This window comes from Acinetobacter sp. ACZLY 512 (genome assembly GCF_023614015.1).
GTDB classification, from domain to species: domain Bacteria; phylum Pseudomonadota; class Gammaproteobacteria; order Pseudomonadales; family Moraxellaceae; genus Acinetobacter; species Acinetobacter soli.
In genome coordinates this window covers 121,248-140,836 of record NZ_JAKIVI010000007.1, presented here as the reverse complement: position 1 = coordinate 140,836, position 19,589 = coordinate 121,248, and the positions used below count along the sequence as shown (strand labels likewise).

General features: G+C 44.6%; 15 protein-coding genes and 2 tRNA genes. 10 read left to right on the top strand and 7 right to left on the bottom strand.

The window, feature by feature from the left end; genetic code table 11:
* The first annotated feature begins 11 nt into the window (after window positions 1–11).
* From L2096_RS09625 to L2096_RS09610, 4 genes are all read left to right on the top strand, one after another.
* A complete protein-coding gene (locus L2096_RS09625; protein WP_250365306.1) occupies window positions 12–950 on the top strand; it encodes a penicillin-binding protein activator in 939 nt (312 codons plus the stop codon).
* Complete coding sequence (locus tag L2096_RS09620) at window positions 947–1,369, top strand: YraN family protein (protein ID WP_004936234.1); 423 nt, start codon at window positions 947–949, stop codon at window positions 1,367–1,369. The genes L2096_RS09625 and L2096_RS09620 overlap by 4 nt, the downstream gene beginning before the upstream one ends.
* An 86-nt stretch (window positions 1,370–1,455) precedes the next feature.
* Window positions 1,456–2,148 carry a BON domain-containing protein gene (locus L2096_RS09615; protein WP_004946240.1) on the top strand — a complete coding sequence of 231 codons (693 nt, stop codon included), beginning with the start codon at window positions 1,456–1,458 and terminating at the stop codon, window positions 2,146–2,148.
* Entirely contained in the window at window positions 2,138–3,025 is an 888-nt protein-coding gene (locus L2096_RS09610; protein ID WP_250365305.1) for an alpha/beta hydrolase, read from the top strand. The genes L2096_RS09615 and L2096_RS09610 overlap by 11 nt, the downstream gene beginning before the upstream one ends.
* A 10-nt stretch (window positions 3,026–3,035) precedes the next feature.
* Here L2096_RS09610 and nudC read toward each other — a convergent pair whose 3' ends face one another.
* The 3 genes from nudC to dnaQ form a co-directional block, all read right to left on the bottom strand.
* Window positions 3,036–3,785 (bottom strand): NAD(+) diphosphatase, encoded by a 750-nt coding sequence (nudC, locus tag L2096_RS09605; RefSeq protein WP_004936241.1) that lies wholly within the window; start codon window positions 3,783–3,785, stop codon window positions 3,036–3,038.
* Window positions 3,785–5,434 carry a chemotaxis protein gene (locus L2096_RS09600; protein ID WP_250365304.1) on the bottom strand — a complete coding sequence of 550 codons (1,650 nt, stop codon included), beginning with the start codon at window positions 5,432–5,434 and terminating at the stop codon, window positions 3,785–3,787. Before L2096_RS09600 ends, nudC begins: the two co-directional genes overlap by 1 nt.
* A gap of 116 nt (window positions 5,435–5,550) precedes the next feature.
* Window positions 5,551–6,885 carry a DNA polymerase III subunit epsilon gene (dnaQ, locus tag L2096_RS09595; RefSeq protein WP_250365303.1) on the bottom strand — a complete coding sequence of 445 codons (1,335 nt, stop codon included), beginning with the start codon at window positions 6,883–6,885 and terminating at the stop codon, window positions 5,551–5,553.
* A gap of 211 nt (window positions 6,886–7,096) precedes the next feature.
* Between dnaQ and L2096_RS09590 the strand changes: the two genes are divergently transcribed.
* From L2096_RS09590 to L2096_RS09565, 6 genes are all read left to right on the top strand, one after another.
* Window positions 7,097–10,306, top strand: coding sequence for a LysM peptidoglycan-binding domain-containing protein (locus L2096_RS09590; RefSeq protein ID WP_250365302.1), 3,210 nt, complete (start codon window positions 7,097–7,099; stop codon window positions 10,304–10,306).
* A gap of 40 nt (window positions 10,307–10,346) precedes the next feature.
* On the top strand, window positions 10,347–12,173 hold the full coding sequence (locus L2096_RS09585; protein WP_228146730.1) for an extracellular solute-binding protein: 1,827 nt from the start codon (window positions 10,347–10,349) through the stop codon (window positions 12,171–12,173).
* 15 nt (window positions 12,174–12,188) lie between these two features.
* Window positions 12,189–13,256, top strand: a complete 1,068-nt coding sequence (gene yejB, locus L2096_RS09580) for a microcin C ABC transporter permease YejB (RefSeq protein ID WP_119689666.1) — start codon at window positions 12,189–12,191, stop codon at window positions 13,254–13,256.
* Entirely contained in the window at window positions 13,256–14,266 is a 1,011-nt protein-coding gene (locus L2096_RS09575) for an ABC transporter permease (RefSeq protein ID WP_048764143.1), read from the top strand. Before yejB ends, L2096_RS09575 begins: the two co-directional genes overlap by 1 nt.
* Entirely contained in the window at window positions 14,244–15,827 is a 1,584-nt protein-coding gene (locus L2096_RS09570; protein WP_250365318.1) for an ABC transporter ATP-binding protein, read from the top strand. Before L2096_RS09575 ends, L2096_RS09570 begins: the two co-directional genes overlap by 23 nt.
* A 102-nt stretch (window positions 15,828–15,929) precedes the next feature.
* A complete protein-coding gene (locus L2096_RS09565) occupies window positions 15,930–17,174 on the top strand; it encodes an NADH:flavin oxidoreductase/NADH oxidase family protein (protein ID WP_004936266.1) in 1,245 nt (414 codons plus the stop codon).
* 99 nt (window positions 17,175–17,273) lie between these two features.
* On the opposite strand, the gene L2096_RS09560 is transcribed toward L2096_RS09565, so the two are convergent.
* The 4 genes from L2096_RS09560 to L2096_RS09545 form a co-directional block, all read right to left on the bottom strand.
* Window positions 17,274–17,349, bottom strand: a tRNA-Glu gene (locus tag L2096_RS09560).
* A 24-nt stretch (window positions 17,350–17,373) separates the two neighbouring features.
* Window positions 17,374–17,449: transfer RNA gene (locus tag L2096_RS09555), tRNA-Glu, on the bottom strand.
* 160 nt (window positions 17,450–17,609) lie between these two features.
* The gene (locus L2096_RS09550) at window positions 17,610–18,494 is read right to left on the bottom strand and encodes a hypothetical protein (RefSeq protein ID WP_250365301.1); all 885 of its coding nucleotides are present in this window, start codon (window positions 18,492–18,494) and stop codon (window positions 17,610–17,612) included.
* 104 nt (window positions 18,495–18,598) lie between these two features.
* Window positions 18,599–19,507 carry a lipase family protein gene (locus tag L2096_RS09545; RefSeq protein ID WP_250365300.1) on the bottom strand — a complete coding sequence of 303 codons (909 nt, stop codon included), beginning with the start codon at window positions 19,505–19,507 and terminating at the stop codon, window positions 18,599–18,601.
* Window positions 19,508–19,589: the final 82 nt, after the last annotated feature.

Sequence of the window (19,589 nt, the reverse complement as noted above, 5' to 3'; positions counted from 1 at the left end):
GGTTTTACTCCATGCTACATAATAAAAAGACTTGGCTGCTGATGTTTTTTGCAGCTTTTGTTTCACAGGCACACGCCGAAGTGATCGTCATTCTACCTGAAACCGGACCTATGGCGCGAGCCGCGACCAGTATTAAGCACGGTTTTTTGAGCGCTTACGCGCAATCAAACCACAAAATACCCATCAAATTTGTTAACTCAGATCAGCAAAACATGAAGTCTATTTTCAGGCAGCATGTAGGCAAAAAAACTGAAATGGTGGTTGGGCCACTGGCTCGGCAAGATGTTGAAGAGGTGATGAAGCTCAACCCCAAAGTAAAAGTGCTGGCCCTCAATGAAGTGGGTGCCGAAGCAAAAAACGTGATTCAATTTAGTTTGTCCAAACAAGATGACGCAGGCTCGATGGTCGATGTGTTGCAAAAAGATAACATCACGGATCTCTTGGTGCTGCGTCAAAATGGCAGAGAAGCCGATACCGAACTGTATTACATCTCGCTGGTTTCGCAATTTGGTCATCGTGTACAACCGATTCAAACGTTACCGGCCAAGCTTAAAAAAGGTCAGGGTTTAATGTTGATGGGCGATTCTGCATGGCTCAACCAACTGGGCAAGCTACCCAAACGCGGAGTATATGCACAAGCCATTGCCATTGAAGAAAATAAAGCGATTCCAGAGGGGCTAACCTTTTGTGATGTACCTGCCTTATACGAGCATCAATGGAACGATGTATACCATGCCTATTTGCAAAAACCTGAACCGATGCCGTATCAGCGTTTAATCGCCTTTGGTGGAGACGCGTGGATGCTGACTGAACAATATGTACTTAATCCTGCCATACAGGATTTTCGACTCAAGGGCCGAACGGGCGATTTAACTGCACAGGGCGATCGGATCAAGCGTAATGTGCATTGTTATCAAAAAACCAAGCGTTCGCTTGTGGTTCTCAAATGACACAGTCTTCACATCATGCTGAGCCGCATGCTCACCACTTGGGTGTATGGGCAGAACAAGCGGCTTTAACCTTGCTGCAAGCGCATGGATTTCAGTTGGTGCAGCAAAATTTTCGCTCGCGCCGTGGTGAAATTGATTTAATTGTGGCCAAAGGGGATGAGCTGGTTTTTGTTGAAGTCAAAGCACGCACCCAAGGGAGTTATGCGATGGCAAACGAAGTACTCATGTATTCACAACAACGTAAAATCATTAAGACGGCGCAGTATTTTTTGAATAAGTATCCACATTATCAGCAGTTTTACTGTCGTTTCGATGTGATTTGTTTTGATTTCCCCTACAAAATTGCAAAAACAGTACAGCAAGATTTTTCTAATCTTCGCTATGATCGACAGTGGATCGAAAATGCGTTTACTTTGTAACTAGAGTTATTTACTCTTTGGGGCATGTAAATGCCGTAAATGTTCGCCGATTGTTTTAAAAAAGAGTGTATAGGGAGTCTTGCTCAGTGGTTAAACGAATTTCAATACTGATGTTGTGCGTAGCAAGTTTATCGGGATGTGCAAGTTTCATTTCGGGTGGAACAGGTTCAGCACCTGTAGGCACAGAGAGCGGTGCGCGCAGCTTAGGGCAGGTGTTTATTGATTCTTCTATCAAGCGCACAGCGACCATTAATTTGTATAAGCTAGACCCTCGCTTTAAACAGTCACGCGTCAACATTGAAAGCTTCCATAGCAATGTACTGTTGACAGGGCAAGTTCCCGATGAATCATTACGTCAGTTGGCTGAAGACAATGTTAAAGCCATGAGCGATGTCAAAACTGTCCATAACTACATTACGGTTGGCCCGCAAATTGGCTATAGTACCATTATGCAAGATACTGCCGTGACCGCAAACACCCGTGGACTACTGGTGCGTGCACCTGTAGTTTCAGATTCTAAAGTCTTGGTTCAAACCGAAGATGGCGTGTTATACGTGATGGGGCGTTTAAATACTGCAGAAATTAATGATCTGAATGATGTACTACAAAAAGTCGGGAATGTGACTAAAATCGTAACCCTGATCGACAACATTGAACAATCAGCCGGTACAGTTGCTAGCTCGACTGTTGCGACACCACTGGTCAATTCGGTACAGCCAGAAGTACAGACGCCGGTGGCGATTGATCCAAATCAAAACGGAACCACCAATGCTCAATAAACCGCATCAGCTTTTGGAGCAACTTGGAAAGCAGGTCGAATGGGTGAAAGAGCAATGTAAGTCGGTGCGTGTTTATGATCTTGGAAGTTATGCGCTCAACCGACTTACGCCTAAATCGAGCTATAGCTGCACTGAAAATATTGCTTATGGCTTGAAAGCACGTCAGCGACTCGATCTGTACCGAGCCAACAAACCTTTAGCACATCGTCCACTGGTGGTTTTTGTGCATGGTGGTGCATGGCAGCACGGTGATAAAAAAGACTATGTGTTTTTAGGTGAAAGCCTTACGCGTGAAGGCTACGACGTCGCGATCATTAATTATCATCTGGCGCCACAATCTATTTTTCCTGTATTTATCGATGATTTAGCCGTGGCGCTCCAATATCTTGATCAACATCAAGCGCGTTTGAATATTTCAGCGCAGCAGATCATTTTGATGGGCCATTCATCTGGCGCATTTAATATTATGTCGCTGGTGTACCATCCCCAGAGGCTTGTGCTTGAGTGTTACGAGCAGATTAAAGCAATTGTCGGATTTGCTGGGCCTTATCATTTTGATTATAAAGGCGACCCACTCGCTGAAGATGCCTTTGATCAGTCGGTGCCCTATCAGCAGGTCATGCCGTATTATTTTGTGAAAAAAAATCATATTCGGCATTATATGTTTCTGGCTGAGAACGATCATATCGTCAAGCAAAGTAATAGCTTAGATATGCAGCAAGTGTTGGTACAGGCTGGAAACCACAGTCATATCAGTGTGATTCCTAAAACGGGACATATCACGATCATTGCAACATTGTCGAGTTTGTTTAGCCGTTATTTCAAAACCAAACGAACGTTACTCAATTTGCTTAAAGAGACACATCCCGTTAAGTAAAAACAGCCAATTACATTGGCTGTTGATGAATCACATGCATAATCATGGCGTACGCAATACTGCCTTTAAATGGAATTTCTGGCAGTTCATCAAACTTGAAAAACTGTGCGTCACTAATTTCTTCTTCTTGTAATTTGATCTCGCCCGATTCATATTCAGCCTGAAAGGCGAGCATTAAATTACTTGGAAAAGGCCAAGGCTGGCTCGATAAGTAACGAATATTTTTAACTTTCAGTCCGACCTCTTCAAGCGTTTCACGTTGAACAGCTTCTTCAAGTGTTTCTGCAATTTCCACAAAGCCTGCAATCAGACTGTACATATTGGTCTTGTTATTGGCATTTTTGGCCAACAAAATTTCGTTGTCGCCTCGGGTAATCACCGTAATCACACACGGTTGGATTCTTGGATACTGATTGTAATGACAAGACGGGCAAGTCATTGTGTATTCAGTAGCATGCTGTTCAGTTTCATGCCCGCAACGGCTACAAAACTTGTGATTGCGGCGCCATTCAAGGAGTTGGACCGCACGGCTTGCCTGCAAAAATTCGTCGGTCGACCATGTCGAAACCAGTTGACGAATCGGCACCAGCTTAAATCCGGCAGGAATTTGATCGTCAGTCTTTAAATCCCGCGCAATAACATTGTCGCCCGTGCCCAGCTTTAAATCGCCAGTCATGGCCTCAACGCTAGGAAGTTTATGGTTTTCATCAACGAGAAGTTGTTGATTATGAAAGATGTAAGCTAGTGATAACTCAGACATTAGGCAACCGCTGATTGAAAGTGAGAGGAGTGTCTTAATGCTACCTCAAAGGTGGCACGTAAGACAGGTTGTTTGGTTTTTAAATTATCGATGAACAGATCCAGACAGGCCAAAATATTCAGTAAACGGCTCATATCATCGTGTTTTAAATCGCTGTGATTGCTTTGCAGCGCACCCATAAACTGTGCACTATCATGTAAGGCCTTGTGTAATTCTTTCGCACCTAAAAAGAGTGCTGCGCCTGCAAGCTCATTTAACTGCTGCTGCATGGTGTCAAGGTCCAGTGCTGTAGCCTCCGTGGCTTGCGTCGCTTCTAGCGCATGTGCCGCGGCATTGACCACCAGTTTGGTTTCATGTAACAGCGCGGCATGCGCATCATCTAAACGATCAAGTGAAATATTCATATTGTGCGCACGTAGCTGCAAGCGATTAGAGGTATAGTTCCGCTCTAAAATACCAATCGAATTCATGGCAGATAAAATACTGCGCATTAGCTGCTGGGCATAGCCATCGTGAGTCAGAATATCTGGCTGATTAAGGTGCTCGGCCTGTTGTGCCAGTGCACGATTGGCTTCGTGTAGGTTTAATACTTTAAACACATTCGCCAGATGAGACAGTTGAGCTTGTAATTCCTGAATTTTTTCAGGTGTCATACTTAAATAGTTGTATTCGATTTCGTTGCGAATTTGTGTCATTGATTCATTGATTAACTGGCACACTGCATGAATGGTGTCATAGTCAGGACCATACAAATGTGAACTCAAGACCTGTAATTGGGTATCGGTCAGTTGATCATCTCCAATACGTAGCTGGCGGCGTAATAGTTCGGAAATCGCATCGTCCTGACTCACGCACAGGCTGATAATATTGGCCAAATCGGTGATAGAAGCTCGAAATTCATCTGGCTGTTCAAAGAATTTACCTATATTGCTTTCGAGTTGAATCAAGATTCTTAGACGCGCATCACTCAAGATTAGCTGATCAATATGATCAAGTGCCACATAAACCAGTTGCCAATATTGCTTGGCATGATGTTTTTTAGCGGCGTTGGCCAGATATGCACCAATCAACTTAATTGCTTGTAAATCCAGTGTGGTTTCGCTGTGCTGGATGAGCTTGTGCAAAGCGTGCTTATATAACTGATGCACGTATTCGGATTGCTCAAGTTTAGGCGGTAAAGGCAGGGATAAATCACTTTTAAATGCATTTAAGCGGGTAATGAGTCGTTGACCTTCTTGCGTGAGCGGTTTGCCAAGAGCAAGCTCAAGTCGATTCAGCGTATCGAGCAGAAATTGTGGTGCTTTAACTTCATGCAAAGCGGTAAATTCGATATAGCGCTTTAACATGGTGGTGCCTTCACTAAGTGCCGCCATCGTGGTGGCGTCGGTGAGGGCAGGCGCTTGCATGATTTTTCGGACCAATAATGAAATATAGCCGATCATTTGTGACAGATGTCCCATATCAATCAGCTGTAAAACTTGTGCACACTGGTCAAAGTGCTCAAGCGTCTCTTCAAGTTCAAACGGAATCTGTTGTTCATCGTGAAGTGTTTGGATTGCGATTTCAACACGCCGAACTGAATCATCAATTTCTTTTTTTATCGTTAACAATGCAGAAGGGTCGAAGCGAATAGAAACTTGTGAAGACATAAAAACTGCACCACTTTATAATGTTATGAGCGTCCAGACGGCGCGACTAAAAGATCAACCTGACTATACCTCAAGTTGATCGGCTTGCATCATCTGTTGTAAAAAACTTTTGGGTTTTATTTTGCAAACAAGCAGGCGGCCCCATTTTTTTCTTCGTAGCGCTGAACCCATTCATTGTGACGTGCCAATTCTTCTTCGGAGGGTTGAATCACTGGAAGCTGAAAATCGACACGTGCACGTTTTGACTGACCTTGCTCATTTTCACTTTGTGATAGGGCATCCATATCAAATGAAACCTGACCACCGGTCATGGCCAAATAGACATCCGACAAAATTTCCGCATCGAGTAACGCGCCGTGGAACGTACGGTCTCTTGCCGGAATTTCGTAGCGTCTGACCAAGGCATCGAGCGAGTTTTTTTGCCCCGGATGCTTATTTTTGGCCAGTGCCAAGGTATCGGTGACTGTGCACACCTCAGACAATGCAGGTAATCCTGCACGAGTAAACTCCATATTCAGGAAGTTCATATCGAAGGTGGCGTTATGTGCAATAATCTCTGCACCTTTCAGATATTCAAATAGTACGTCCGCAATCTCGGCATACTTGGGTTTATCTGCAAGAAACTCGTCGGTAATCCCGTGGACATTAACCGAATCGCCTACCGGCTTCTCTGGATTAATGTAAATATGAATCGAGCTGCCCGTCAGTTTACGGTTGATCATTTCGATCGCACCGACCTCGATAATACGATCGCCATCTTGGTAATAAAAACCTGTGGTTTCGGTATCTAGAATGAGCTGGCGCGGGCCTTGTGCATGCACCTGTGCAGGCGTGACAACAATAAACGGGTGAACCTGATTTTGCTCGGACTCACTTGGTATATTGTCCAGTTCTGACTCGTCGTGTGCCTCAATATTCTCTTCAGGTTCTACCTGATCGAGGTCAAAACCGAACGGATCGTCGAGCAACCAGTCATTTTCAGGTTTTTTTTTAGTATCTTCAGTGGTTTTAGATTGAGTGTGAAGCTCAGCGGCGATCTGGGCTGCCCCTTGGTTTGCGAGCGTATCGGCCATTTCATTTCCTGCGTGGCCAGCGTGACCCTTAATCCAGTTCCACTCAATTTGACGACCTTGACAAATCGCATCAAGTGCCTGCCAAAGATCAGGATTTTTAACGTCTTTCCAGTTTTTCTTTTTCCAGCCATGAATCCATTCGGTAATGCCTTGTTTGACATAGTTTGAATCGGTCCAAATAATCAAGCTGGCATCTGCTGGACAAAAACGAATGCCTTCAATTGCAGCGGTCAGTTCCATGCGGTTGTTGGTGGTGGTTGGCTCGCCACCACACAGTTTATGCTCACCTTGCTCGGTAATGATATACGCACCCCAGCCACCTAAGCCGGGATTGCCTTTACAGGCGCCATCAACATAAAGGGTGATTGTTTGTGACATAAGAACCAGACTCGACACGTAAAACAAAGGAAACAATGGGTATTGTATACGCAAACGAAGCGATTCTCTGCGCTCTAAGGGGTGTTTTTTTAATTTCTTGTAACATTTCCACTCAAATCACGCTAAATTATTGCCTTGTCTCGACGGCATGCTTCACTACAATGGCATATTTAAAGAATTAAACTTTACGCGAGTTGTTTGGAACATCTATATGTATAAATCTACCACAATGATGTGGCCTTTTTCAGTCGCCTCACTTTTCAAATATACGGTTCTTGGTTCTGCAATAGCAGCCATAGGTCTTACAGCCGGATGTTCTTCAACTCCAGAAAAAACACACAGCAAATCGACGCATAAAATGGGTTCAGGCTTTTTAGATGCCAGCAGCTTGGATTCTTTAGAAGATTTACTCTCGGCGACTGACATGCGAGCAGTAGAGGGCGACCGTCTATTAATTTTAAAGCACGGTGACGTTTGGAAACGCATGACCGTCGGATTTAAGATGGACGAAACCCATTGGGACCCACGTATTGAAGCACAGCGTAGCTGGTTTATTTCGCGTCAGCCTTATTTAGATCGCTTGAGTGCGCGTGCCAGTCGCTACTTATACCACACCGTAAAAGAAGCAGAACGCCGTGGTTTACCGACCGAGCTTGCACTGTTACCGGTCATTGAAAGTTCTTACGATCCAGCTGCGACCAGTAGTGCGGCGGCGGCAGGACTATGGCAGTTTATCCCAAGTACCGGCCGTATTTACGGCTTACGTCAAACCAGTCTCTACGATGGCCGCCGTGATGTTGTTGAGTCGACGCGTGCAGCTTATGAGTTTTTAGGCAGTTTATATAACCAGTTTGGCTCATGGGAGCTGGCACTGGCGTCTTATAATGCCGGACCGGGACGTATTCAACAGGCCATTAACCGAAATCAGGCGGCAGGCTTACCAACCGATTACTGGTCGCTGAAACTGCCTGCGGAAACCATGAACTATGTACCGCGGTTCCTTGCGGTGGCTCAGATTATTAAAAATCCAAAAGCATATGGTGTGTCATTGCCGCCAATTGCCAATCGTCCGCACTTTCGTGAAGTCACCTTAAGTGGTCCGGTAGACCTCAATCAAATTTCAGCGGTAACCGGTTTAAGCCGTACCGAGCTATATGCTCTTAACCCAGGTTACCGGGGGGATGTGATCGATCCGGCCAGCCCAATGCGGATTTTGATTCCGGCCGATTTAAGCCCATCGATTGACACCAAACTCAGAGCGTTAAAACCTTCATCGTCATCTGGTATGTGGGCCGCGAATACCGCAGCACCTCCAGCGTCTGTCACGGTCACTACAACACCAAGAAATACAGGAACGTCCTCGGTGACCACCTCGACCACCCCTGTATTGACTGCCAGTAACACCAAGCCAGCGGTAAAGAATACGACCACTACAGTCGCTTCAACAACCACGCGCCGTATCAGTACTCCGCGTGGTGCAGACGAACTGGCTGCTTTTGCAGCGAGTGCTGATGTACCGAGTGCACCGCGTATTCCAGTTGCAGTGACACAAAAAGCCAATGTGAAGCCTGTGACTACTGAACCACCAATTTCAAAAACCGAACGTGCTGATATTGTTGCTGCGATTCGTTCTGAAGGTCAGAAGGAGACTGTTGCACAAGCGTTGGAGCCACAACCAACTCAAGCAGAAAAAGATCAAGTGGTTGCCGAGCTTTCTGCATTAGCACCGAAAGGCACTCAAATTGTCGATCCGCTAGATGGTAAGATTAAGCTTACTGCGATTCAGACCAGTCAATCCGTTGCCGATCAGCAAGGCAAAGAAGTCACCAAAGAATTTGCGTATCCGAAAGCATTGGCAGAAACCGTCAGTGCCAGCGATCAGGATGTACAGCGTAATAGCAACAAGCCGTATATCAAAACGGATACCGATATTGTTGTGGTTCAGCCGAAAGGAAAGCGCTCTACCTATACGGTTGTTTCAGGCGATACGCTGGCTATCATTGCCATGAAAAACGGTGTGAGCTGGCGCGACATTGCAAACTGGAACCAGATCGATCCGAATCGTACATTGTATGCAGGCACTACGCTGTATTTGTATGATGCCAAACCACAAGCAGAATCTGCTTCTAAAACCGAGACGATTCCAGATACCTATACCGTTAAAGCCAATGACAGCCTGACCGCAGTGGCAGAACAGTTCGGTTTGAGTGTTAAGCAATTGGCCGATCTAAACGAGCTAAGTGTTACCAGTGGTTTGTTTGTGGGCCAAAAACTAAGCTTAAAAGAGAAAAAAGGCAATACTACGACGGCCTCGGCTAAGCACAATAGCGATACGAAATCGACCAAACGCACGCCAACCAAACTCTACACTGTAAAACGTGGTGAATATCTCAAACAGATTGCAGATCGTTATGGACTCTCTAATCAGGAACTAGCGGATCTGACCACAGGATTGAATGCAGGAAGTAATTTATATATTGGTCAGAAAATTAATGTTCCATTGCACGAAGTTGCCGAGGAAGAGAGCAGTGTAGCGGCCAAGGCAAGCAAAAATGCGCCTTCGATTAAAACCGAAAGCTATAAAGTACAGCGCGGTGAAACCTTATCGAGTATTGCCAGCGCTACAAAAACGAGCTTGAGTGAGTTACTTGAGCTAAACAATATGAAATCTGCCTCTGGCTTGAGAGCTGGTCAAAGCATCAAGATTCCGGCTGGTTCGACCACACCTGAAGAATATACGGTTCAATCGGGTGATAGCTTAAATGCGGTAGCGAGTAAATTTAATTTACAACTGGATTACTTGGCAGAGCTGAACGGATTAAACCGTACAGCAGGGCTTCGCGTTGGGCAAAAGCTAAGACTCACGGGCGATGTACCATCAAGCTCAAGCAAGAAACCTGCGGAGCAGGCTGTTCCTGAGGTCTACACCGTTAAATCGGGTGATACGCTGGGCGCCATTGCCAGCCGTTATAACCTCGATGCCAATGATTTGATGAAGCTCAACGGTCTACGCAGTTCTGGCCTGCAAGCAGGACAAAAGCTCAAATTAAGCGGTGAAACTGAAAAACAAGTCAGTGCCAAAGCCGAGCCAAAAGCAAAATCCAATGCCAAAGCCTCGACCAAAACCGAGTCTTATACGGTCAAGTCGGGCGAGTCGCTTAATAGTATTGCCAGTCGTTTAGGCATGTCATCTAAAGAGCTGGCCGATTTGAATGACTTGAGTGCCCGCGCGAGCTTACAGCGTGGTCAAACCTTACAAGTTCCAAAAACAATCACGGAGTATAAGGTCAAGCGCGGTGATACCCTGATTGGACTTGCCAGTAAGTATGGCATGGCATTGGCTGAACTGGCCGATCTAAATGATTTACGTCCTTCAAGTTCACTTCGTATTGGAGATGTGATTAAGGTTCCCAATCTATAATTTTACTGGACGATAAATGCACGCCAAGAATGCATATGTAATGAAAACACTTAGCCTCGCATTGGGGCTTGGTGTTTTTTCTTTAAGTTGTTTTGCCGCCGTTACCACCACACCCTATATCGCCATTCGTACCCAGCCCAAATATCAAGCACTAACGCACATGCCTTATGCCAACCCCAAGGCACCCAAAGGCGGAATCTTAATTCAGTCGAGTAATGGCACCTTCGATAATTTGAATAGCATGAATGGCAAGGGCAGTTCGACCGACGGTATTAATTATGTCTTTGACAGTTTGATGTCTAGCTCGCTAGATGAACCCGGGGTAATGTATCCCTTGCTGGCTAAAACGGCCACCTTTGATCAACAGCACCCAAGCTTCGTGATTTTTGATTTAAATCCGCAAGCACGTTTTAGTGATGGCTCTCCTCTGACTGCCGAAGATGTCAAATTTAGCTTTGATACGTATCAAACCAAGGCCAATCCGGGCCTGCAAATGTACATTGCAGATCTGGCCAAAACCGAGGTGCTGTCGAAGTACCGCATCAAGTTTAGTTTTAAGTCCAAAAGTAATCTTGAAATGCCGATGATTTTGGCCAGCCTACCCATTTACTCAAAAAAAGACTGGCAGCATAAGGACTTCACTCGAGTCACGCTCCAGCCGATTTTAGGGTCGGGGCCTTATTTGATTGAGCGCATCGATCCGGGCCGAAGTGTTACGTACAAACGTAATCCTAAATACTGGGCTAAAGATTTAGCCGTGAATCAGGGGCGCTACAATTTTGATCGCTTAAAATATGTCTATTATCGTAATTTAGACATTGCATTTGAGGGGTTTAAGTCGGGCCAATACACCTTGCATGAAGAATTTATGTCGCGTAAGTGGGTGACAGGCTATGACTTCCCGGCGTTTAAGTCCGGCATGATTAAAAAATATGTCTTTGAGCACCGTAATCCCATGACGACACAAAGTATTGTCATGAATACGCGGCACAGACCTTTAAGCGATATCAAGTTAAGACGTGCCATCAGTTATGCCTACGATTTTGAATGGCAAAATAAAGCTTTGTTTTATGGTCAATATCAACGTCTACAGAGTTATTTTAATAACAGTGAACTGGCTGCAACAGGAACGCCATCTGCGGCAGAGCAAAAAATTCTAGCGCCTTTCTTGCCCAAACTTGATCCGATTGTGCGTGAGGGTGTTTTGGCCAATTGGCGTTATCCTGTTTCCGATGCCAGTGGCTTTAATCGTAATAGCTTGCTTAAAGCAAGACAGTTACTAATTGAGGCAGGCTATACGGTTCAGCATCAGACTTTAAAAGATAAACAGGGGCGTCCTGTTCAGCTTGAGCTGTTGATTCATCAGGACAGTTTACAGCGCACCCTGATGCCTTTTGTTCGCAATTTAAAGCGCTTGGGCATTACGGTGAATATCCGTTTGGTCGATACGCCACAATATGTGGAACGCATGCGCCGCAATGACTTCGATTTAACCACAATGGCCTTGCCACAATCTTTAACACCGGGCAATGAGCAGGCGCAATTTTGGGGAAGTGCAGCGGCCAATCAGGTTGGAAATTATAATTATTCTGGAATTCAGGATCCTGTCATTGATGCGGTGATTCAGCGCGTAATTCATGCCAATTCACGAGATGAGCTGGTGGCCAGTACCAAGGTATTGGATCGGTTGCTTCGGGCTGGTTATTACCAGATTTTGACCTATGGAAAAGCGGGTAACTGGTATGCATACTGGGACATGTATGAACGTCCTAAAGTGAAGCCAGCGTTATCGGTAGGTTATGATTACTGGTGGTCCAATCCTGAAAAAGCACAGCGTGTTGCCCGCTATTTGCGTAAACAAGAATAATCAAGGAGTATGCGCATGGGTGCTTATATTATTAAACGTCTGTTCTTGATTATTCCGACATTATTTCTGATTTTATTGATCAATTTTGTCGTGGTGCAAATTGCACCGGGTGGACCAGTCGAGCAAGCTATTCAGCAGGCAGAAAGTTTTTCAGGTGTAAAAACCGGGGGAGAAACTGCTTCTGTCAGTACAGATACCCATTATCAGGGTGCGCGTGGTCTGACGCCCGAAATGGTCGAAAAAATTAAGGCGCAATATGGATTTGATAAGTCTGCACCAGAACGTTTTTGGCTGATGTTGAACGGATATTTGCGTCTTGATTTTGGAACCAGTTTTTTTAAAGATAAACCTGTTACGCAGTTACTATTTGAGAAAATGCCGGTCACCATTTCTTTGGGGTTATGGAGTACTTTGCTGATTTATCTGATTTCAATTCCGCTTGGCATTCGAAAGGCACGCCAGCATGGATTAATCTTTGATAAGTCGACATCTATTTTGCTAGCGGTTGGTTATGCGGTACCTACTTTTGTATTTGGGGTACTGTTGATCGTATTTTTTGCGGGCGGTTCATATTTTCAGTGGTTTCCACTGCAAGGACTGGTTTCGGAAAATTTTCAGAATTTGAGTTTACTCAATAAAATAAAAGACTATTTCTGGCATATGGCATTGCCTTTAACCACCATGTTGCTGGGCGGATTTGCGGGTTTAACCTATCTAACCAAATACGCCTTTATGGAAGAGCTAGGAAAGCAGTATGTGCTGGCAGCACGCGCCAAGGGTTTAAGTGAAACGCGGGTTTTATACGGGCATGTTTTTCGAAATGCCATGCTGATTGTGATTGCGGGTTTACCTGAAGCATTGATTGGTATTTTCTTTGTGGGAAACCTGTTTATTGAAATTATTTTCAATTTAGATGGGATTGGTTTATTGGGTTTTGAAGCGATTACGCAGCGCGATTATCCGGTGATTTTTGGCACGTTGTTTTTATTTACTTTACTTGGGCTGCTGCTCAGACTGGTCAGTGATGTGCTGTATCAAATCATCGATCCGAGAATCAATTTCGACGCGCGAGGAGCAAAATAATGTCTCCAGTGATGCAGCAGCGTCTTGCACGTTTTAAACAAAACCGGTTAGGTTTTATCTGCTTAATTGTTTTTGCAGTGATTTTTGTACTGGCGATTTTCTCTGAATTAATTGCCAACGACAAGCCTTTGGTGGTGAAGTATCAACAATCCTATTATTTTCCAGTGATCCAGTCCTATCCAGAAACAACTTTTGGCGGGATATTTGAAACCGAAACAGATTATAAAGATCCAGCCGTGCAGCAACTCATCGATCGTGATGGATGGGCACTTTGGCCTGTGATTCCATTTTCATATCAAACGCCTAACCTAGAGCTGGCTGTGCCTGTGCCATCGCCTCCGTCGCAGCAAAACTGGCTGGGGACAGACGATCAGGGCCGTGACGTATTGGCGCGTATTTTATATGGCTTGCGCGTGTCTCTTTTATTTGGATTTGCCTTGACTCTCTGTGCCGCCTTTATCGGAATTTTGATTGGGGCACTACAGGGCTATTATGGTGGCTGGGTCGATTTGATTGGTCAGCGGGTGCTAGAGGTGTGGGGCGGATTACCCATGCTGTTTATGGTCATGATCTTGGTCAGTATGTTTACCCCAAGTGTCTACTGGTTATTTGTGATTATGCTGCTGTTTGGCTGGACGGCATTGGTGGGGTTGGTGCGGGCTGAATTCTTGCGCGCTCGAAATTTTGACTATGTACGCGCTGCACGTGCTTTGGGCGTAGCTGATCGGACTATCATTTTCCGGCATATTTTACCCAATGCCATCAGCTCAAGCCTCTCCCAATTGCCGTTTATGCTTACTGCCAATATTACTGCGCTAACGGCACTGGACTTTTTGGGCTATGGTTTACCTCCAGATGCTGCATCATTGGGAGAACTGCTGCTACAAGGGAAAAATAATCTCAATGCACCGTGGCTGGCGCTCTCTGGCTTTTTTACGCTGGCGCTGGTTTTGTCATTATTGATTTATGTCGGAGAGGCCACGCGTGATGCATTCGACCCAAGACGCTAATACCCCATTATTACAGGTTGAGCATTTACGCATTGCGCTAGATGCTCATCAGCTTTTAGTCGATGACTTAAGCTTCGACTTACACGCCGGGCAAACCTTGGCAATCGTGGGGGAAAGTGGCTCTGGTAAATCGATTAGCAGTCTGGCTTTATTGGGTTTACTTCCAGAGCAGCTTCAAATTTCGGGCACTGCACATTTTCACGATCAGAATTTATTTAAGCTCACAACTCAAGGGTTACAGCAGCTTCGGGGCAGTAAAATTGCCATGATTTTTCAAGAACCCATGACTGCACTGAATCCGCTGCATCGAGTTGAAAAAATCGTGGGTGAAATGCTCAGACTTCGTGGCTGGTCAAAAGCACGTGTTCGTGCGCGTGTGATTGAATTGCTCAATGATGTGGGAATCCCAGAGCCAGAGCAAAAGCTTAGACGTTATCCGCATGAGCTGTCTGGCGGGCAACGCCAGCGCGTCATGATTGCCATGGCACTGGCACAACAGCCTGAAATTTTGATTGCCGATGAACCCACCACAGCGCTTGATGTGACCTTACAAGCGCAGATTCTGGACTTGCTCAAGTCATTGCAGCGCCAATCTGGTATGGGATTGATCTTGATCAGTCATGATCTGAACTTGGTAAAACGCTATGCCGATGACGTGATTGTAATGAATCAAGGTCGGGTCGAAGAACAGTCTACAGCGAAAGAATTGTTTGAGCGACCACAGACAGCCTATACACGTCATCTGCTTGATCACGACTTTGGACGTGCACTTCCGATGTCATCTGATCAAGAAGTTTTAGGCGTTCATCATCTTTCGGTGAAGTATCCGCTTCAAAACAGCTTATTCTGGCGAACTCAAAATTACTTTAGCGCACTGGCACCGCTGAGTTTTCAGCTTCAGCAAGGCAATACCCTTGGGATTGTGGGAGAAAGTGGTTCGGGTAAATCCACATTGGCACTGGCGATTACGCGATTGATTGAAAGTGATGGCGAGATTGTATTTCTTGGAGAAAATCTGAATCAACTGAAAGAAAGCCAACTGCGGCCTATTCGTCAATCGATCCAGATGGTATTTCAAGATCCGTTTAGTAGCCTGAATCCGCGAATGAATGTTGCACAAATTGTTGGAGAGGGGCTGGCATTAAAGCGTGTTGCCGCACATGAGCGAGAAGCATTGATCGATGCTGCGCTTGAGAAGGTTGAGCTAACACCAGCGTTCAAGCATCGTTATCCGCATCAGTTATCTGGCGGGCAGCGACAACGTATCGCTTTAGCAAGAGCTTTGATACTTCAGCCAAAACTGATTGTGCTCGATGAACCGACCTCAGCCTTAGACCGCACCACACAGCGCGCGATTGTAAAGTTGCTGCGCCAGCTTCAAGCAGATGAACACATTAGCTATGTGTTTATCAGTCATGATTTACAAGTGGTCAGGGCGCTTTGCCAGCAGGTGATGGTGCTCAAGCATGGCACCGTGATGGAATTTCAAGACACTGAAACTTTATTTGTTTCACCACAAACGGACTATACCCGGCAGTTGCTTCAAGCCAGTCAGTATTAATAATTTGACAATATATGTTGTCAGTTTGTCGGTTTTGGCTTGACAGTAGGCCTGTTTAAACTAAATTGATAAGAAAACAGCTACAACTTGCCGAGCAATGTCATGAATCAAATCGCTGAGCCACTTAAAATACGCAATACCACTTTTAAAAACCGAATTATCAAAGGTGCGATGAGTGAAGCACTGGCCAATGAAGCAGGTCAGCCAAATACCTTACATTACGGACTCTATGAAGCATGGGCCAAAGGTGAGTTGGGTTGTGCCATAACGGGTAATGTGATGGTTGATATTCGTGCCAAGAATGAGCCAGGCGTTGTAGCCATTGAAAATGAACGTGATCTGGCTCAGCTTAAGCACTGGGCACAAATTGGTAAACAGTATGGCATGGTGCAGTTGATTCAACTTTCGCATCCGGGGCGTCAGTGTCCAAAAGGTTTAAACAAAGAAACCGTAGCACCATCGGCAGTGCCATTTAGCGCCGCATTGGCACCACTCTTTGCAACACCGCGTGAACTTCGCCACGACGAAATTGAAGAGATTATACAGCGCTTTGCCAAAGCAGCTTCCGTGTGTGAGCAAGCAGGTTTTGAAGGCGTGCAACTACATGGTGCGCATGGTTACTTGATCAGTCAGTTTTTATCGCCACTCACCAATAAACGCCAAGATCAATGGGGAGGCAGCATTGAAAACCGTATGCGCTTTTTGCTTGAAATTTACCGTGCGGTACGCGCGGCCACATCTGAAGATTTCATTATTTCAGTCAAACTCAATTCAGCAGATTTCCAGCGTGGCGGTATTACAGAAGAGGATGTAATTGCTGTCTTTAAGGCAATTGATGCTGCGGGTATCGATATCATCGAAATCTCTGGTGGGAGTTATGAAGCACCCGCAATGGCCGGAGTAAAAGCAGATAAACGTAAAGCCAGTACCATTGCACGTGAAGCTTACTTTTTAGATTTTGCAGAAAAAATTCGTCAGCATGTGTCATGCAAACTGATGGTGACTGGTGGCTTTCGTACAGTTGAGGGAATGAATGCAGCTTTAAAAAGTGGTGCATGTGATTTTATCGGGATTGCGCGCCCGTTTGCAGTAGAGCCTGATTTGACGCAGCGTCTTATTGCAGGGCAGGATGTAAGATATGCAGTAAAACCGATTAAAACTGGCTTACCTTTTGTTGATAAGATGGCCATTATGGAAATTATCTGGTACGCCGCGCAGTTTAAAACCATTGGAAAAGGCAAAACGCCAAATCCAAAACTATCGCCTTTATTGGTCTTTCTAAATTATGCCAAAGGCAATATTAAAGCGGTCATTCAGGGACGTGTGAATTCGAGAAAATCTGCATAAGTCATAGTTAAGGGTTTTAGGTCTAATTAAGATTTAAAACCTAAAATAAAAAAGCCTCACATTTTGTGAGGCTTTTTTTATGATCTTAATGATCGAATTTGGCGTCCCTACGGGGATTCGAACCCCGGTTACCGCCGTGAAAGGGCGATGTCCTAGGCCTCTAGACGATAGGGACTTATAATGAGGCTGTATCTGAAATTGGCGTCCCTACGGGGATTCGAACCCCGGTTACCGCCGTGAAAGGGCGATGTCCTAGGCCTCTAGACGATAGGGACGTTTCAGAGGTGGGCGTATATTAGGTTTAATTCCTGAGTCTGTCAAACTGTTTTCCTAAAAAAAACTGTAATTTAGCGATGAGTGTTTAAAAATACCGCATTTCATTTATTTTAAATCAAAAAATCAAACATAATGAATATATTTTGAGCTGAATATCGTTTAGCGGCTCTGACAACTTTCGATCAGTGCTTTGAGCACCTCAATATTTTGCAAATAACCAGAAATCTCATGTGGATGTGCACTCGAAGTCGAAATTTCATGATTCAAAATAGGTGGATCAAAATCGAATGGGGGCTTTTCAAGTGGAAATGCTGTGAGAAAATCATCATGAGAATAAAAATTATGCCACACACCATGTAGACATTCGGGGTAACTGATCGGCTGTATGAGGTGTTGCTGAATGACACGAAACGCCAGAGGGGAGCCAAGTGTAATAAAGCCTTGGATATTAGAGATATTACGCATTTGGCGTAGCAGATTATAGGCAATCACCGATCCTAAGGAGTGCGCCACAATAATACACGGCTGCTGAACAGGAATACCAATACGTATACGTTGATGAACACGTTGCATGAAACTTTGATTTGCCAAATAACAATAAGTTTCGATCAGAAATGTATGCATCAGCTCTTCATGTAATGTTGGAAAGTGATCTAGAAGTACCATCAGTTCTTTTAAAGATTGATCTTTTGCGGTCAAGCGCTCATCAAGCAATTTCTTCTTTATCATTGCTAAATCAAATAGATGTGCATGCCCACTGGCTTGTTTTTCTTTAAAAAGAGCGAATGAGGGAATATGAAGATGAGCAGGCAAGTGAAGTGAGAGCAGTGATTTAGGTAAAAATGTATCGAGGTCAAGGCGATTGCTTAAATGAAATTGGGTCAGTAAATCGCCATAAAAAGGAAAATGCAACTGATGTGAGTCGAATTGAAACAACAAATGATTCCGGCTTAGCCCATGCTTGAGCACGCTGAGCCAGTGCTTACGTAGGCTCTGTGCATTCAATTGCTGCTGATTCATACCATGAATAAACACAATATGCATAGTGATACTTTTTATGGCCTATAGATTGAGCTTACATCAAAAAAATGTAGCGCTTTGTGTGGCTTGTTGAGTTGAAGTGTTGATTCAAAATCTGGCACTACTTATTAACCGTAATCCAGATAAAGCGCCGGATCTGGATAAAGCGGTTCTACAATACGCTCAATGACGGAAGGATGTTGTAGGTAGCCAATAATTTCATGCGGACGATTGACAAAGGTTGAAATCAATTGATTCTCAATTGGAGGATGAAAATCAAATGGTGCCTGATCGAGAGGAAAGGTGGTGAGATAATCTTCTTGCGAATAGAAATTGTGCCAATCTCCTATAAGCGATCTAGGACGTTCTACTGGCATGTTGAGCTTCGATTGAATCACCTGAAAGGCCAGTGGTGAAGCAAGCGTAATAAAGCGTTGTACGCGTATGTGAGGCAATTGCTGTAATAGGTTGTACGCGATGACTGTACCCAGAGAATGCGCCACAATAATATACTCATCGTCGCTGTCAAAGGCAGATGCAATACGCTTGTGTACATCCTGCATAAAGTCTGGACTCGCCAGATATAAATACGCCTCAATAATCAGTTTTTGAATCACGCTTTCATGTAATTTGGGAAATTTGTTGAGCAGCACCACAAATTCTTTAAGTACGCGATCTTTGGCTAAATGTGAAAAAAGATAAAGTTTTGAAGTAAATGAAAGTTCTTCGTCGGTGTCAGATGTGAGTGAAATGAGCGGCTGGCTGTCATCTACAGGCTGAGATTCATGTGGAAGTAAAAAAGGCAGATGCCATTCTTGCCAAGTATCTCCAAGTAAATTGATCGGCTCAGTACTAAAACTGAGCATGTGCTTAAACAGTAAATCACCATAATAAGGAAAGGAGATATCCAGCGTATCGAGTTCGATGTGTTTTGCAGAATGATTCAGCCCAAGTTGAAAGATATTCAACCAGTAGTCTTGAAGCTGTGAGGCATCCATTTTTTGTTGCTGGGCGCCATGAACAAATACAATTTTCATCGTGATCAGGCTTATTTATTCTTATATTGACTTAAAATTTACAGAAGAATGATGCGCTAAACCAGTGATCTAAATAAAAAAA

What these genes read in the sequence shown, in the direction of transcription:
- L2096_RS09625 (WP_250365306.1), top strand. Translation starts at nt 12, where the DNA reads ATGCTACATAATAAAAAGACTTGGCTGCTGATGTTTTTTGCAGCTTTT.
- L2096_RS09620 (WP_004936234.1), top strand. Translation starts at nt 947, where the DNA reads ATGACACAGTCTTCACATCATGCTGAGCCGCATGCTCACCACTTGGGT.
- L2096_RS09610 (WP_250365305.1), top strand. Translation starts at nt 2,138, where the DNA reads ATGCTCAATAAACCGCATCAGCTTTTGGAGCAACTTGGAAAGCAGGTC.
- nudC (WP_004936241.1), bottom strand. Translation starts at nt 3,785, where the DNA reads ATGTCTGAGTTATCACTAGCTTACATCTTTCATAATCAACAACTTCTC.
- L2096_RS09600 (WP_250365304.1), bottom strand. Translation starts at nt 5,434, where the DNA reads ATGTCTTCACAAGTTTCTATTCGCTTCGACCCTTCTGCATTGTTAACG.
- dnaQ (WP_250365303.1), bottom strand. Translation starts at nt 6,885, where the DNA reads ATGTCACAAACAATCACCCTTTATGTTGATGGCGCCTGTAAAGGCAAT.
- L2096_RS09590 (WP_250365302.1), top strand. Translation starts at nt 7,097, where the DNA reads ATGTATAAATCTACCACAATGATGTGGCCTTTTTCAGTCGCCTCACTT.
- L2096_RS09585 (WP_228146730.1), top strand. Translation starts at nt 10,347, where the DNA reads ATGAAAACACTTAGCCTCGCATTGGGGCTTGGTGTTTTTTCTTTAAGT.
- yejB (WP_119689666.1), top strand. Translation starts at nt 12,189, where the DNA reads ATGGGTGCTTATATTATTAAACGTCTGTTCTTGATTATTCCGACATTA.
- L2096_RS09575 (WP_048764143.1), top strand. Translation starts at nt 13,256, where the DNA reads ATGTCTCCAGTGATGCAGCAGCGTCTTGCACGTTTTAAACAAAACCGG.
- L2096_RS09570 (WP_250365318.1), top strand. Translation starts at nt 14,244, where the DNA reads ATGCATTCGACCCAAGACGCTAATACCCCATTATTACAGGTTGAGCAT.
- L2096_RS09565 (WP_004936266.1), top strand. Translation starts at nt 15,930, where the DNA reads ATGAATCAAATCGCTGAGCCACTTAAAATACGCAATACCACTTTTAAA.
- L2096_RS09550 (WP_250365301.1), bottom strand. Translation starts at nt 18,494, where the DNA reads ATGCATATTGTGTTTATTCATGGTATGAATCAGCAGCAATTGAATGCA.
- L2096_RS09545 (WP_250365300.1), bottom strand. Translation starts at nt 19,507, where the DNA reads ATGAAAATTGTATTTGTTCATGGCGCCCAGCAACAAAAAATGGATGCC.